This is a genomic window from Acidovorax sp. GW821-FHT10E03, from assembly GCF_059415205.1.
In genome coordinates this window covers 37811-53577 of the sequence record NZ_JBWKMU010000012.1, presented here as the reverse complement: position 1 = coordinate 53577, position 15767 = coordinate 37811, and the positions used below count along the sequence as shown (strand labels likewise).

11 protein-coding genes are annotated in these 15767 nt (G+C 56.0%); all 11 read right to left on the bottom strand.

The window, feature by feature from the left end; translation table 11 throughout:
• Position 1: 1 nt before the first annotated feature.
• The 11 genes from AC07OD_RS20700 to AC07OD_RS20650 all read right to left on the bottom strand — a co-directional run bounded on the left by AC07OD_RS20700 (position 2) and on the right by AC07OD_RS20650 (position 15728).
• Entirely contained in the window at positions 2-2509 is a 2508-nt protein-coding gene (locus AC07OD_RS20700) for a glycosyltransferase (RefSeq protein ID WP_218293382.1), read from the bottom strand.
• 75 nt (positions 2510-2584) lie between these two features.
• Complete coding sequence (locus AC07OD_RS20695; RefSeq protein WP_218293381.1) at positions 2585-3835, bottom strand: FkbM family methyltransferase; 1251 nt, start codon at positions 3833-3835, stop codon at positions 2585-2587.
• A gap of 11 nt (positions 3836-3846) precedes the next feature.
• Entirely contained in the window at positions 3847-4530 is a 684-nt protein-coding gene (locus AC07OD_RS20690; RefSeq protein ID WP_494597928.1) for a sulfotransferase family protein, read from the bottom strand.
• On the bottom strand, positions 4527-5774 hold the full coding sequence (locus AC07OD_RS20685; protein ID WP_218293379.1) for an ABC transporter ATP-binding protein: 1248 nt from the start codon (positions 5772-5774) through the stop codon (positions 4527-4529). Before AC07OD_RS20685 ends, AC07OD_RS20690 begins: the two co-directional genes overlap by 4 nt.
• Positions 5774-6562, bottom strand: a complete 789-nt coding sequence (locus AC07OD_RS20680; protein ID WP_218293378.1) for an ABC transporter permease — start codon at positions 6560-6562, stop codon at positions 5774-5776. Before AC07OD_RS20680 ends, AC07OD_RS20685 begins: the two co-directional genes overlap by 1 nt.
• A gap of 22 nt (positions 6563-6584) precedes the next feature.
• Complete coding sequence (locus AC07OD_RS20675) at positions 6585-8066, bottom strand: mannose-1-phosphate guanylyltransferase/mannose-6-phosphate isomerase (RefSeq protein WP_218340376.1); 1482 nt, start codon at positions 8064-8066, stop codon at positions 6585-6587.
• Complete coding sequence (locus AC07OD_RS20670; RefSeq protein ID WP_218293376.1) at positions 8063-8437, bottom strand: DUF2304 domain-containing protein; 375 nt, start codon at positions 8435-8437, stop codon at positions 8063-8065. The genes AC07OD_RS20675 and AC07OD_RS20670 overlap by 4 nt, the downstream gene beginning before the upstream one ends.
• A 1093-nt stretch (positions 8438-9530) precedes the next feature.
• Positions 9531-11165, bottom strand: coding sequence for a methyl-accepting chemotaxis protein (locus AC07OD_RS20665; protein WP_494597927.1), 1635 nt, complete (start codon positions 11163-11165; stop codon positions 9531-9533).
• Positions 11166-11469: 304 nt separating this feature from the next.
• Complete coding sequence (locus AC07OD_RS20660) at positions 11470-13152, bottom strand: AMP-binding protein (protein ID WP_494597926.1); 1683 nt, start codon at positions 13150-13152, stop codon at positions 11470-11472.
• 34 nt (positions 13153-13186) lie between these two features.
• Complete coding sequence (locus AC07OD_RS20655; protein ID WP_218340379.1) at positions 13187-13627, bottom strand: nuclear transport factor 2 family protein; 441 nt, start codon at positions 13625-13627, stop codon at positions 13187-13189.
• 31 nt (positions 13628-13658) lie between these two features.
• Positions 13659-15728 (bottom strand): 2,4-dienoyl-CoA reductase FMN-binding domain-containing protein, encoded by a 2070-nt coding sequence (locus AC07OD_RS20650; RefSeq protein WP_494597925.1) that lies wholly within the window; start codon positions 15726-15728, stop codon positions 13659-13661.
• Between the last annotated feature and the right edge of the window lie 39 nt (positions 15729-15767).

The window sequence follows — 15767 nt, the reverse complement described above, 5'->3', positions numbered from 1 at the left end:
ATCAGCGTGCTACTTTTTCCACAAAACCGACAACAAGATCAGAGAAATACCTGCCCAACTGCTCAAAATCATTACACAGCCTCCACCGCTGAGACTGTTCCCTTATTTTGGCTATTTCCTCTACATCTTGCCCGACGGCATGGATGATTTTACCGATGCCCAGCGCCAAATCCTCTGAATTTGTTCCTGGCAATTCATACACAAAATTACGAACATCTTCAAAAATACTTAAAGGAGTAACCGCCACCAAAACTCCAGAGGCCAACCCCATTCTTACGGCAGCACTTGACGATTCAGAAGTATTTTGATAAGGAAAGACGACGAGATCAGCTGAGGACAAAAGACTTAAAGAATCCTCATTCTCCAAGTAATCAGTAATCATTCGAATTCTTGAAGACAGACCTCGGTCGCTGATAATTTTTTTGCACCGATTAATCAGCGCTTCCGACGCTGAATCGGAATATATGGCATTGACCATATCCAGCCTTATTTCAACACCCTGCCGGGACAACATGTCCACCGCAATAATAAGTTGCTCCAAGCCTTTGTGAGGCAACGCGAAACCATAAGAAGCGACTTTAAATATACCTCCCTCGGTTTTTCTCTCAGATGCTGATGCCTTAATCACGCCCTGTGGGAAAAATACCAAGTTTTTATGAATGCCCAATCGATTGAGATTCACCACATCATTAAGAGAATGTATCAAGACAGCATCACACACACCAAGAGCTGGGGCAAGTTCAGAGAGCCGACGATTGATCACTTCAGGCGGAGGATCCACTGTGGAATGGAGCGTCACTGTCACCACCCGGCCTTTGGTTTTTTGGCGAACTATAAAATCCGAAAGAACAGAAAAATCGTGAAAACCAAAGTTCAATTGTATGGATAATACGTCAACATCAGCACGGTCTACGGAGGCGTTGAGCATCGAGAGATTGCCGCCGCCATTTCTCCAACAGCGAATGATATTTTCCCCATCATTATCTATCAGGGCTTGTTCGAACGGAGCAAAAATGACAGATGGTTGATTGATAGCACCTACCAAGTTCTTAGAATACGACGCTATTCCACACTTCGTATTCCAAGTAGTAACCCATCCGATTTTCACCTCCCGCTTTAGCTTACCCAAAGCAAGAAGTGCGGAGATTTCATTATCCGCTACAGCCGAAGAGGACCTGAGCAAAAAATTATCGGGAACGTTCTTGATATCAGGGCATTCCGCCACTCTAGAAAGAAATTTTCGATAAATAATGCCGCCGCCCAGAGCAGACTCTTTGTCATCAATAAGACGCTCAGTGGTCTCCATGAATTCTATTGCTCTTTTTGCAGACATCTCCCAGGAAAAATTTTTCGAGTGCGCGAGAGAATGCTTTTTCAAAGACTCATAAAAAGACTGATCAAGCAATGCTTTCTCCAACTTAGCCGAAATCGCACTCGTGTCTTGTGGATCAAACATCGCATCGGATCGACCCAAAACCTCAGGAATACTTGTCGTGTTAGAGCCGATCGCGGGCACGCCACAAGACATCGCCTCTAGAACAGGCAATCCAAAGCCTTCCCTGAAAGATGGAAAAACAAATAAGGAAGAAAGATTATATAAATCAATCAAATCCTCATCAGCAATATGGCCCAAAAAAAGAACGGCATCATCCCTTAGACCCGAATCCTTGCCGATTTTTTTAAGGCGACGATAAATCTCATCCCAGCCTTTTCCGACAATAACCAGCTGATAGTTGTTCACAATATCAGGCGATGTCAGTGCAAAAGCTCTTATTAATCCCTCCTGATTTTTACGAGAATCAAAGCTCGCAACATAAATGAGAAATTTTTGCCGGATACTAAATCTATCTCGCAGATCCTGCTCTCGCTCTATCGATATTAGGCGTGGCTTGAATTTTGAGTCTACGGCAGACGAGATATTTACAATGCGGTCTGATGCGAATTCACCGACATCATGCCCCTCGATTTTTGAATAGTTAGAAATAGCCAGAAGAATTCCGGCATTGCGCATGTGATCGATTTTTTTGAAAAAATGCTTTTCGAGCACATGATTTGTAAGGTACTTCTCCCGCTCCACCAACGGAATCAAGTCATATAGTGTCACCGCAGTCCTGGATGCGGGAAAAAGCAGGCCAACCGAAGTAACGACATCATCGCCCAAACCTTCTATCAAACTGGTCACATGCACGATGTCAGGAGAAAGGTCTGCGATAAATTTTTCTCGAATAAGCTCCGCCATCCTTGTCAAACCAATTTGACCAGTTGCAGCGGTCTTATTTTCTGCAACATCTGAAGGAATATCGATCGCTAATATTTTATGCTGAGGAATCAAGTCAATGAATTCAGCCCGCACCTCATTCTCTGAGGGCAATGATTTATTCAGAAGGACATAAAAATCGTGGCAATGGCCTACTCGCATCATTGCTTTCGCCAAAGCCATGGAATAGCGGCCGATTCCACCAAATCTGCTACCAGACTGGCAGCTCTGAAGATCAATCAGAATTTTCATTAATAAATGTAAATGCTAGGAAATAAGCAGCTCTAAGCAAATCAGGACAATGCCTATTGTCAATTGAAATATTACTCAGTGACTACTCTTGCAGGCGCCTCGAAGATCTGTGTATATCTTATGACCTCTGGGCGTAAGATCTTCTCTGCTCAGCTCTTTTGATTGGCTAAATCCAGCCATCATAAAACTATGGATTCTTCCCGGCCGGGAGTGAATGTCCAGCAATTGCGCGTGCAATGCCGGATATTTTTGCAACAGCCATTGATTTATTCTGGCACTGGCTTTTGGCTTTTGCAAAACGAAGGAGATCAAATACGATAATGGCCGCCGACACGCATTGATTGCACCATGTATTGCCCGATTGAGACCATGACGGATCAGAGGGAAGAAATGAAGTGCCAGATCTGCAAGGAGACGCAATGGCAAAGTAATGCGCCATGACATGCTCTGACGCAATCTCGAGATCTCATGCTCTGCATTCACCGCCCTGCGTTCCAGAGCCACCAGCCTCGCTTCCATTTTTTCAACATTTTTGGCAAACGCCCGGTCTGCCTCGCTGGCCTCGCTTTTCAATATTGATGCCTTCGCCTTCAAAGCTTCAACCATTCCCTCAGACTGCAAGAGTTTTTGCTCGATTTCAAATTGAGCACGCAATTTAAAGCCATCGAATATATTGGGTGGAAATTTAAATGCCGGAATTAAATAGGCGTGCTCTTTCGCAACGTAGAATCTATTCAATCCATCCGTGTAAACAAAAAAATACTCCGAGGTCAGCAGCAGTTTTTCCCAACCCTCATATACCTCAATTTGAGAGTTTGGAATGGTGGCTTCGACAAGAACAATCCAGGGGCGATTCTTGGTCCAATCATTCCCCTCCAGCACCGCTTGCTCAAAACCCTCTACATCAATTTTCAAAAAATGAACTTCCTCTCCCCGTGGAAAATAACTATTCCAAATTGCATTAAGGGTCGTGACAGAAACCTGCTGACGAATATAAGGCCGCCCCGCAACCACCCCCTCCTCAGCAATTGAATCCACAAGAGTGGAGAGCCCGGAGCCTTCGAAAATAGTAATTGGAAGCGTCCCCGGTGCACGACCAAGCGCCATTCCGACATTATTATCGCGAGGACGCTTATTTTGTAGAAGCTTTAGAAAATCCGGGTTTGGCTCAATATTAATGCCATGCCAGCCCTTTTCATAGAATGCTCTGGTGACTGAATCCTGATCAGGCCAAGCCGCACCGACGTCGATATAGCGCCCCCGCTCTATGTTTGCGAGTGCGCGCATCAACATCACATCTTCAAAGTTCTGGGCATAAGAAATCATTGTATTTTCAGCTACCACTGGTAGGTGCCGTTTTTATCCAGATAGCGATTCAAATTGGACCTGATAAAACTTATCTGATCTTGGCTAAGCAACTCAGATGCATCTTTGGATCTCAACGATGAAACATGGCGTCGGTGATAAAAGTTGACTTTATTATAAAAACTAAAACCTATATCGACACTATCGCCCACATTCATATTACTAGTTTTTTTTAATACCGCCTTCTTTTTATTGTTCAGCCAGATTTTTTGAATCTCAAATGCACCCCATTTCCCGAAAAGATATTTGCTGATTTTTCTTATCACAAGCCAAGGATATCGATCAATATCCTCATATTTTATGTTCAACATATTTTTGTGCATTTTTTGGTGCCATGAAAGCCATTGCTCATAAGTAGCAACGGACTCTTCCAGAGAAAAACCAAAAACATTCATCCATGACGCAATAGCGTCTTCTGGCTTGCGCACAGTGCAAACACATGGAACACCTCTTTTATTTAGAAGTGCATTTATCAGCTCATCAGGCGAATGGCTTTTGACGATTGCATTGATTGGCCCGTCAGATTCAGAAAGAACGTCGTTTATCGAGTTTGAAGAGGATGTAGAAACACCGCCTCTTGCATCAAGAAGCTCTCGGACAACGTTGTAGGAAAATGTCGACCCACTTCTCTGCATCCCCGCCACGATGACTATCACTTTTTTTCCACCTCAACATTGCCAAATAGGTTCGCAAAGCCATAAGAGCTATAAGCGTGTGCACTTATTACACGGAATATCAAAACGTCGACTCTGCGATGCAACATCTCTTCCTTGTCGCGCCCTTCTCTCGTCACTCCCACATTAAGGTAATAAGTCCCAGGAACCAAATTTCCTTGTAGCCCGAACCGAATACGAGCAGATTCAGCAGATTGGAAAGATCTTTTCGGATTTCCAATATTGGCATTTGCATTGGTAGCATAAACGCATACTCCATCCACAGACTTCACCATCATTCCGAAATTCACGCGATCAGCCGGCTCTTTAAAATCAACCTCATAGCTAACAAATATGGGATGTCCTTCAGGGATAATATTCGTTACAGCCCCATCGCTATCTGAAATATTAACATTGACTATTTCTGCCCCCCTGCTTCCGTATTGAACCTCTACACTGCTAGAGGCCAAGGATGAGTCATACAGCGGGACTATCTCTTTTTTTTGCTCTCTCGTATCTTTTGCAGCCCCAAAAAGCAATCGCTCATATGCATCGCAAACGGTTCTAGCTTTTCCAATTTCAGATATTATCCCGTTATTAACAAGAATAGCCCGATCACATATTTTTTTTACCGTCTCTGTATCATGGCTAACAAAAAGCAGGGTAGTCCCCGCCTCCTTATACTCCTCGATGCGTCTAAAACACTTTCTTTGAAAAGCAGCGTCCCCGACCGAAAGGGCCTCATCGACAATCAGTATGTCCGGCCGAGTTGCGGTAGAAACTGCGAAAGCCAGCCTGACCTGCATTCCACTTGAATACGTCCTCAGAGGCTGATCAATATAATCACCAATATCAGCGAATGCCTCTATTTTCGGCATCAAGGCATGGATTTCATCAACGCTATACCCCAGCAACTGCCCGGTCATATACGCATTTTGACGCCCCGTGAAATCAGCGTGAAATCCCATCCCTAATTCAAGCAAGGCGGCTACTCTCCCTTTGACATGAACGCCGCCAGTAGTCGGCTGTGTAGTTCCCGTAATTATTTTCAGCAAGGTGCTCTTACCTGCACCATTGACCCCCACAATTCCCACTGCCTCCCCTGGCTCAATAGTGAAATTGATGTCTCGCAGCACCCATGTTTTTTTATGTTGATCGCGACCAGTTATCCATTCAAGCATCCTCGCCCATTTATTGGGGTAGCGTTTATATGCCTTACTAACATTCGAAACAACAATAGTTCCCATCAGAGTTCGTCCACCAGTTCACCGACGCGCGACAAAAAGAACCAAGCGCCCAAAATCAAAAAGAACATCGTCAGAAAAACGAGCGGAGCCAAGCTAGCAAAATCTGGAACACGCTGATTCAAAAATAGAGTCTGATAGGCCACCATCAAAGGCTGCATCGGGTTGTACTGCAGCACCGCCCGCGCAGCGGCTGGCAAGGAGTCGAATACATACACAATAGGCGTGAGCCAGAACCAGAACTGCACCACGATGCCCGTGAGCTGACCCACGTCTCTGAAGAACACATTGAGCGTGCCCAAAAATATGCCCAGTCCCAGGGTAAAGAGCACCTGCAAGGCCAATAACGGCACCATCGCCCACAAGGCCCAACCCGGCCAGTGGCCAATCAGTGCCAGAAAGGCGAGATACAGCCCAAACACAATGCCAAAGTTGACCAGCGCAGACACCGCCACAATGGCCGGAAGGCAAATGCGTGGAAAGCTGGATTTTTTGATCAGGTTTCCGTGCTCCAGGAATACGCCATTCAGTCGTCCGAGCATTTCTGCAAACAGGCTCCAGGTAAGGACCCCGGCGCACAGATAGATGCTGAATGCAAACGGTGTTTGCTCATGGCCTGCAAGACCAGGTCGCATGAGCTGACCGAACACGACGGTATAAATGACGATCATGGTCAGCGGGTTGGCAACTGACCAGAATGCGCCGAGCAAGGATTCGCGGTACTTGCCGTGGAACTCGCGCATGACGCTGCTCCACACGAAGCCACGGTAGCCCCACAGGGCTTTCAGCATGGGTAGGCCGGGCATAGCAAGGTCAACCTTCTTTGGCACTGCTGCCTTGCGGTGCCGGCACCGCCCGGCCGTAAGTGTCCTCAAACCGCACTATGTCGTCCTCATCCAGGTAGCTGCCAGATTGCACTTCAATGATTTCAAGAGGCACTTTGCCAGGGTTTGTCAACCGGTGCACATGCCCCAGGGGGATGAAGGTGGACTCGTTTTCGCCCAGCAAAAAAACCTTGTCCCCGTTGGTGACCTGGGCGGTGCCCTTGACCACGATCCAATGTTCGGCGCGGTGATGATGCATCTGCAGGCTCAATTGGGCGCCGGGTTTGACCACGATGCGTTTGACCTGAAAGCGTTCGCCGCCATCGATGCTGTCGTACCAGCCCCAGGGCCGGTGAACTTTGCGGTGGGTTGAAGCCAGGCTGCGCTTTTGGGCTTTGAGTTCAGCCACGATTTTTTTAACGTCTTGCGTACGGCTTTTTTCCACCACTAATATGGCGTCAGGAGTTTCCACCACCACCACGTTGTCCATCCCCACGGTGGCTACCAAGCAAGACTCGGAAAACAATAGGCTATTGCGAGTGTCGATGGCCAGCGTCTGGCCGGCATGCGCATTGCCGTCAGCGTCATGTGGCAAAACATCCCAGAGAGCGTCCCATGCCCCCAGATCAGACCATCCCGCATCCAGTGGTACCACGCGGGCGGCTATGCCCAGCGCATCGTTGCCGGGCAGGTGCTCCATCACGGCATAGTCGATGGAATTTGACGGACAAGCAGCAAAAGCTTCGTTGTCTGGGCGTACGAAGTCCATGTCGCGGACACTTCTTTCGATGGAAGCTTGGCAAGCCTGGAGCATTTGAGGCTGCAGGACTTCCATGGCGCGCAACCATTGGTCGGCGCGCACCATGAACAAACCGCTATTCCATAGATAGCTACCGCTGGCAACATAGTCCTGCGCCAGGGCCAAGTCGGGTTTTTCAGCAAAGCTCTGAATGGCAAATGCGTTACCGCCTTCGATGGCCTCACCTTTTTGTATGTAGCCATACCCGGTTTCTGGACGGCTGGCCACGATGCCAAAAGTCACCATGTCACCCCCCTGGGCGAGCTGCCAAGCGATTTCAACGGCTTGGTGGAGCCGCGCTACGTCGGACATGACATGGTCCGCGGGCATGGCCAGCAAGATGGCATGCGGATCTGCCACCAAGGCCGCAAGAGTCAATGCGGGTGCGGTGTTGCGGCCTACGGGTTCCAGCACCAGGGTGGCATCGTCGAAGCCAGCTTCCTGCAGTTGCTGCGCCGCCAGGAACCGATGCTCGCTATTGCACACCACTATGGGCGCAGCCCTGGGGATGTGGGGCACTACACCGTCCAGGCGCCTGGCCGTGTCTTGCAGCATGGAAATTCCGTTTCCCCGAACGGAGAGAAATTGCTTGGGATAGGTTTCGCGCGACAGCGGCCACAGACGGGTGCCTGAGCCGCCACACAAGATGACTGGCAGCAGTGGATGGATCATGGATGGGGGATATCAGACGAAGAGGCCTTGTCGCGTGAGCGGCGTATTTCGGCCTCCAGAATAGCCAGCCGTTGATTGAGACGGCGCATATCGCGTTCGATACGGGTGTTGACCATATCAACATGCAAGGCCTTCAACAGAAGAACAATGCAAACAAAAAGTAACAATAGCGCCGGGGGGTAGCTGATGCGGAGAAGCAGTGCCAAGCCGTCGATCAAGCCGGGCCACATCCCCAAAAGTGCTGCGGCGCCGGCCACGACCACCCAGAAAAGGCCATGCATGAGGTACAGATGATCGCGGCGAACCAGATAGAGGATCAGCGCAGCTAAGCCTATTCCCATCAATGCCGTAGTTGCTTGCAAGGATGCCATCAGGTGGTCTCCCCCTCTTAAGTTAATTAGGTTAGGAGCATCCCGTTGCGGGGGTCAAAACAGCCACAGTAGCTGTCGGGCGACCACATCGCAGGCTTCAGGCGCCCAGAAGATCAAACAAATGCACAGGGCCTTGCTTATGCGGGGCATTGTAGGTGCGGAACGCCATCGCGCCTTCGTCTCGAGCGTTACGTAAATCATTGATTTGTTTGAGCCCTTGGCAGCACACGACAGAAAGGTTTAGATACCTGTGCCACTCTGGATTGGTCCGCGAGGATTCCATGCCACTGGACTTTAGATTGTGTCCGGTTCCCTTCTGGTTTCCCGTAGACAATGTTTGGTTCGGGTTCAATCGCATTCGCTTGTTTCGCCTCCCAGACTGCCATCGCCCCATGTTGCGAGAGGACCAATTGAATCCCCTTTGTGCCTGGGCCATATTTGTACAGAGAAATTTCAGTCTACGAGGTGCCAGGGCGCTGCCCATGGCTGGAACGATCAACATCTAGGTTGCAGCGATCCCGACACAGGCGCAGCCCTGGGAAATATCGGCCAAGGCAGTTCAGTTCAGCGTTCGAGTTGAGCAGAGGTGTAGACATCGCCACATCGGACGATCTGTGTCCTATAGTAGATGACCGTCCCGAACCGATCGCCGTTTCAAGCAGCGCAGCTCTTGTACCAAGCGAAGAGCCCATCGCGCTCGGGGTAAAGCTCAGTTTGTCGGACCTCAAATACCTTTGCGCCAGCACGGTGCGCAGGCTCCAACGATCTCTCGATCATCGACGTGCTGACGCCACACGCATGGTTCTATGCGAGATTCGGCACCCAGCTTTGCCGCGTCCAGTAACTGACAGACTGACTGCATGGGGTAGAGGCGATGCTGAGCGTTGAGGTGAGCGGACGCTACGGACGGTCCGATTGAATGCCCATGTCATCCCTCAGTGCGGATATGTAGTAAGCGCCATCACAGCGAGGGCCAACATGAAGCGCCCAGGTTTTAGTAGGAGGCCATTCCTCGCGACAGGGCGCGTGGCGGCTCCCGGGCTCTCAAGGCGCCTTTGCTGAACGGTCACAACGACCTCTCACCTTCTGCCGCTTAAGCTTGTTCGAGAAGCGCGCGCGGAACGGCGCGTGCCCACGGACGGTCCAGCGTAACTCCAGGCGCATCCTCCAGTTGGAAGGTGCTCACGGCTTCGGTGAGTTGCTGGGCCTGCAGCTCCAGGCTCTTGGCGGCGGCGGCGCTTTGCTCCACCAGAGCCGCGTTCTGCTGCGTGGCGTGGTCCATCTGGTTGACGGCCTGGCCGATCTGGGAAATGCCCGTGCTCTGCTCGGAGCTGGCGGAGCTGATCTCGCCCACGATGTCCGTCACCCGCTTGATCGCGCCCACAACCTCGACCATGGTCTGCCCGGCTTGATCCACCAGGCCCGTGCCCACGGACACCTTCTCCACGCTTTCGTTGATCAGCGCCTTGATCTCCTTGGCGGCGCTGGCGCTGCGCTGCGCGAGATTGCGCACCTCGGTGGCCACCACAGCAAAGCCTCGGCCCTGCTCGCCGGCGCGGGCTGCCTCTACCGCGGCGTTCAGCGCCAGGATATTGGTCTGGAAGGCAATGCCATCGATCACACCGATGATGTCCGAGATCTTGCGCGAGCTGTCGTTGATGTCCCGCATCGTGGTGACGACCTTGGAGACCACCTCGCCGCCCCGTGTGGCCACGGCGGATGCGCTGATGGCCAGCTGATCGGCCATCTTGGCGTTCTCGGCGTTGTTGCGGATCGTGGAGGTGAACTCTTCCATGGTGGCGGCGGTCTGCTGCAAAGCGCTGGCCTGCTCTTCGGTGCGCAGGCTCAGGTCTGCGTTGCCCATGGCGATCTCGCTCGTGCCGGTGGAGATGGAGTCGGTGGCGCCCCGTACCTTGCTCACGATGCTGGCCAGGTTCTGCTGCATGGCACTCAGCGATGCCAGCACGCTGCCGCCGGGGGCTGCGCTCGCCCCCGCAATGCTGGACAGGTTGCCGCCCGCCACCTTGCTGGCGGCACTGCTCAGTGCATCGGGCTCGGCACCCAGGGCCCTCAGCACTCCGCGGGTGATGGCCACCCCGCATGCCACCGCCATCATGGTGGCCAGCAATGCCAGGCCGATCAAGAGCCGGCGCTGGAATTCGAAATCGGCCTCGGAGGAATCCACCAGCTGTTTGGAGCGCTCATCGGTTGTCTTTTGGTACTCGTCGGTCTTGGCAATCAGGGCGGCGAGAAGCGGCCGGCACTCGTCATTGATTTTCGCAATGGCTTCGTCCTTTTTGTCGGCCATCGCCAAATCGACGATGGACAGGGCCACCGGCCCATATGACTGCTCGATCTTTGCGAGTTCGGCCACCAGCGCCCTGACGTTGACTGGAATGCCTGGGCCTTCTACCGCCTGTTTGAGCAGGGCCAGGCGTTTTTGGACCTCTTCGTGGGCTTTGACGACAGCCGCCTTTTCCGCGTCGCGTTCTGCAGGCTTGGTCGCCAGCACCATGTTCCGGGCGGCCACGGCGCGCGCGTCGACGGCGCTCCGTATTCCTTGGGCCAGATGTGCCCGTGCGTCGATACCGGTCACGAAGTCATGAAATTGCGTCTTGGCGCTGCTCATGTCCTTGATGGCGAACGCGGACAGGACCACGATAAGCACCACCATCAAGCCAAACGACAGTGCCAACCTCGCCCGCATCGTCATGTTCTGAAAACCCATCGCAGTCCCCCAATGTTCATCTGCGTTATGGTCAGTAGATTTGTAATATTTTGTCAATAGACAACAGCTATTGTGATGAAGGATATGGATTCAGTGTTCATTGCTGCGCTGCCACGTGACCCATGTGCGGAGAAATAGATCACACCGGGACACGGCATTCCCCCCGGGGATCACCGCTTCGGCCCGCCCCACTGCTCGCAAGGGCTTGATCGTTCTTGGCACCACCAACATCATTCCATCGACTGTTCGGCAGCTGCAAGGCCTGGCCTCACCGCTGCAGACCAGGCCGTTGCTCAGACCCCTTTCAGGCCTCTTCGCGCAGCGACGCCCTGAGGATCTTTCCCACCGGCGACTTGGGCAATTGCTCGCGGAAAACGATCTGGCGTGGCAGCTTGTAGGCCGTGAGCTGGGTGCGGCAGTGGCGCTCCACGTCCTCTGCGTTGAGCGCCGGGTTGCGCGCGACCACGAAGGCGCGCACGGCCTCGCCGGTGCCGGCATCCGGCACACCGATGACGGCGGCCTCGGCGATGTCGGTGTGGGCCGCGAGCACGTCTTCCACCTCGTTCGGGTAAACGTTGAAGCCGGACACCAGAATCATGTCCTTCTTGCGGTCCACGATGCGGATGAAACCGCCCTCCTCCAACTGCGCAATGTCGCCCGTGTGCAGCCAGCCGTCCCGGATCGCGCTGGCACTATCTTCCTGCGCATGCAGGTAGCCGGCCACCACCTGCGGGCCCTGCACCAGCAACTCGCCGCGCTCGCCCTGAGGCAGATCGCGCCCCTGGTCATCGACGATGCGCACCCGGCAGCCCGGCATGGGCACGCCCACGGTGCCCAGGCGCGGCGTAGCCGAGGGCGGGTTGCACGAGACGATGCACGATGTCTCGGTCATGCCGTAGCCCTCCAGGATGGGGCAGACCACCGCCTGCCAGGCCTGCGCGGTCGACGTGCGCAGGGCCGTGCCACCCGAGAAGGCGTAGCGCAGCTTCGGTGGCCTGGCCTGGAACCAGGGCTCGGCCAGCAGGCCGGCGAACAGCGTGTCCACGCCGGCAGTCCACTGCACGTCGAACTGCTCGAAGGTCTTTTGCAGGTTGGACATGGGGCGCGGGTTGGGCACCAGCACGTTGCGTGCACCGACCTCGAAGAACACCAGGAAGTTCACCATGAAGGCGAACACGTGGTACATGGGCAGCACGGTGAGCATCGTCTCGCCCTGCTTCGGCCCGTCGTAGGCGTCGAGAAAATCGCGCGTGATGCGCAAGGTGGCCAGGATGTTGCTGTGCGTGATCACTGCGCCCTTGCTGCGCCCGGTGGTACCGCCCGTGTACTGGTACACCGCCACGGGGTGGCTGCGATGTTCGACGGGCTCCAGCGCCTGCCCGCGCACCAGCGCGTCGGCCATGCGCGGCAGCGGCGCCGCGGTGGAGTCCGCAGGACCGGCCATCTTGGCGCGGATGGCTGATGCCACCGGTTCCTCAAAGAAGTCCCACAGGCTGGCGGTGATCACGGGCACGCCCAGCGCCTCGGCCACAGGCTGTGCCACCGGCAGGAACAGGTCACACACCAGCAGCAGCTTGGCACCGCTGTCTTCGAGCTGCAGGCGCAGCTCGCGCCCGGTGTACAGCGGGTTCACGTTGGTCACGATGAGCCCGGCCTTCCACGCGCCGAACATCGCAATCGGGTAATGCAGGCAGTTGGGCATCTGCAGCGCGAGCACCTCTCCCGCCTGCAACCCCTGCTCGCGCACCAGCCAGACGGCAAAGGCGTCCGACAGCGCATCGATCTCCTTGAAGCTGCGCACCACATTCGCGCCCGTGGGCAGCACGAAGGTGAAGGCGGGCTGGTCCCCATGGTCGGTGGCGGCCTGCGTGGCCAGGTGCGCGGCATTGGCGGGCAGTGCCGCCAGGTCCAACTGGTAGTTGCGCAGGGCCTCGGGGTAGGACCCTTCCCAGGGCGAGGACGCTGGCGGTGCGGCGGTGGCGGTCATGGGCTTGTCTCCTGTCTCTTTTTTTATGAACGCATCAGGCCTTGGCTTTAAAAGCCGGCAGCTTGTCACCCAACCGCGCGCCCATCTCCGATCCCAGCGCCTGCAGGCCGCTCAGGGGGCGCACCATGACTTCGAACTCCGTGATCTGGCCCTGCTCGTTGAAGCGCACCAGGTCGATCCCCTTGAGCTGCTTGTCGCCCACGCGTGCGCTGAACTCCAGCACGATGTTCAGGCCGTCGTCGGTGGCCAGCTGGCGGTGGTAGGTGAAGTCCTCGAACACCTGGATCACGGTGGACAGGGCCAGCATCAGCGCCGGGGCCGAGGTGTAGGCCGTGTTCGCCATGGGCGAGCGGAATACCGCGTCGGGGTGCACGATGGAGAGCAGGTTCGACAGGTCGCGGCTGGCCACCATGTGGTGCCAGGTGTCGAGCGAGCGGGCGACGGCGGGGTGGATGTTCTTCAAGGCTTCGGTCATGGGATGTCTCCTGGGATGGTTTTCAAAGTAGTCAGATCGAGGCTGCGAGCGTCGTGCCCTGGAGGATGGCGCGCTTGGCATCGAGCTCGGCGGCCACGTCGGCACCGCCGATGAGATGCGCGCTCTGGCCCGCGGCCACGAGCGCGTCGTACAGTTCGCGCAGCGGCTCCTGACCGGCGCAGACGACGATGTGGTCGACATCGAGCAGGCGCGGCTGGCCGTCGATGGTGATGTGCAGGCCGGCGTCGTCCACGCGCTGGTAGGCCACGCCCGAGCTCATGCCCACGTTGCGCGCCTTGAGCGAGGTGCGGTGGATCCAGCCCGTGGTCTTGCCCAGCTGGTCGCCCACCTTGCTGGCCTTGCGCTGCAGCAGATGCACGTGGCGCGCGGGCGCCTCCACCTGCGCGGCGCGCAGGCCGCCAGCCTGGGCATAGCCGGTGTCGATGCCCCATTCGTCGTTGAACTTGGCGGGCGCCAGGGCCCCGCTCTCGCCTTCGTTCGTGAGGTACTCGCCCACGTCGAAGCCGATGCCGCCCGCGCCGATCACCGCCACGCGCTGGCCCACGGGCCGCTTGTCGCGCAACACGTCCAGGTAGCTCAGCACCTTGGGGTGGGTGATGCCGTCGATGTCGGGCGTGCGCGGGCAGATGCCCGTGGCCACCACCACCTCGTCATAGCCCTGGCCCGCCAAGTCGCTCGCCTCCACGCGGGCGTTCAGGCGCACCTCCACGCCGTGCAGTTCGATCTGGCGGCGGTAGTAGCGCAGGGTCTCGTAAAACTCTTCCTTGCCTGGCACCTGCTTGGCGATGTTGAGCTGGCCGCCGATCTCGCTGCCCGCATCGAACAGCACCACCGCATGGCCCCGCTGCGCGGCCGTGACGGCAAAGCTCAGGCCGGCAGGGCCGGCGCCGACCACAGCGATGCGCTTCTTGGCGGCGGTGGGCGCGATGACCAGTTCCGTCTCGTGGCAGGCGCGCGGGTTCACCAGGCAGCTCGTGATCTTGCCGCCGAAGGTGTGGTCCAGGCAGGCCTGGTTGCAGGCGATGCAGGTGTTGATCTCGTCGGCCCGGCCCTGGCGTGCCTTGCGCACGAAGTCGGCATCGGCCAGCAACGGCCGCGCCATCGAGACCATGTCGGCGCAGCCCTCGGCCAGCAGGCGCTCGGCCACCTCGGGCGTGTTGATGCGGTTGGAGGTGATGAGCGGTATGCGCACCTGCCCCATCACCTGCTTCGTCACCCAGGCATAGGCCGCGCGCGGCACCTTGGTGGCGATGGTGGGGATGCGCGCCTCGTGCCAGCCGATGCCGGTGTTGAGGATGGTGGCGCCCGCCGCCTCGATGGCCTGGGCGAGCTGTATCACCTCGGCCAGCGTGGAGCCGCCCTCCACCAGGTCGAGCATGGACAGGCGGTAGATGATGATGAAATTCGGCCCCACCCGCTCGCGCGTGCGCCGCACGATCTCCACCGGAAAGCGCATGCGATTGGCATAGCTGCCGCCCCATGCGTCGTCGCGGTGGTTGCTGCGCGCTGCGATGAACTCGTTGATCAGGTAGCCCTCGGAGCCCATGACCTCCACCCCGTCGTAGCCCGCGTGCTGGGCCAGAGCGGCGCAGCGCGCGAAGTCTTCGATGGTCTGCTCCACCTCTTCCGCCGTGAGCGCGTGCGGCACGTGGGGGTTGATGGGTGCGCGCAGCGCGCTCGGGGCCACCAGGTCGCGGTGGTAGGCATAGCGGCCGAAGTGCAGGATCTGCATGGCGATCTTGCCGCCCTCGGCGTGCACGGCCTGCGTCACCTTGCGGTGCTGCCCGGCCTCGTGTTCGTTGACCAGCATGGCCCCGCCCTGCATGGGCCGGCCGCGCTCGTTGGGCGCAATGCCGCCGGTCACGATAAGCCCCACCTCGCCACGCGCCCGCTCGGCATAGAAGGCCGCCATGCGCTCGAAGCCGTTAGCCACCTCCTCCAGCCCCACGTGCATGGAGCCCATGAGCACGCGGTTCCTGAGCGTGGTGAAGCCCAGGTCCAGCGGGGCATGCAGGTGGGGATAGGGACTGCCGCTACCAGCAGCCTGTGGAGCCGGGGCAGGTTTCGGGACGGCGTTCATCGGGGGTCTCCTTGTTTATGCAACCAGTTGCACAAATAT

Bases quoted from the DNA above. Each gene is read 5' to 3' on its own strand.
- AC07OD_RS20700 (WP_218293382.1), bottom strand. From the start codon at position 2,509: ATGAAAATTCTGATTGATCTTCAGAGCTGCCAGTCTGGTAGCAGATTT.
- AC07OD_RS20695 (WP_218293381.1), bottom strand. From the start codon at position 3,835: ATGATTTCTTATGCCCAGAACTTTGAAGATGTGATGTTGATGCGCGCA.
- AC07OD_RS20685 (WP_218293379.1), bottom strand. From the start codon at position 5,774: ATGGGAACTATTGTTGTTTCGAATGTTAGTAAGGCATATAAACGCTAC.
- AC07OD_RS20680 (WP_218293378.1), bottom strand. From the start codon at position 6,562: ATGCTGAAAGCCCTGTGGGGCTACCGTGGCTTCGTGTGGAGCAGCGTC.
- AC07OD_RS20675 (WP_218340376.1), bottom strand. From the start codon at position 8,066: ATGATCCATCCACTGCTGCCAGTCATCTTGTGTGGCGGCTCAGGCACC.
- AC07OD_RS20670 (WP_218293376.1), bottom strand. From the start codon at position 8,437: ATGGCATCCTTGCAAGCAACTACGGCATTGATGGGAATAGGCTTAGCT.
- AC07OD_RS20665 (WP_494597927.1), bottom strand. From the start codon at position 11,165: ATGGGTTTTCAGAACATGACGATGCGGGCGAGGTTGGCACTGTCGTTT.
- AC07OD_RS20660 (WP_494597926.1), bottom strand. From the start codon at position 13,152: ATGACCGCCACCGCCGCACCGCCAGCGTCCTCGCCCTGGGAAGGGTCC.
- AC07OD_RS20655 (WP_218340379.1), bottom strand. From the start codon at position 13,627: ATGACCGAAGCCTTGAAGAACATCCACCCCGCCGTCGCCCGCTCGCTC.
- AC07OD_RS20650 (WP_494597925.1), bottom strand. From the start codon at position 15,728: ATGAACGCCGTCCCGAAACCTGCCCCGGCTCCACAGGCTGCTGGTAGC.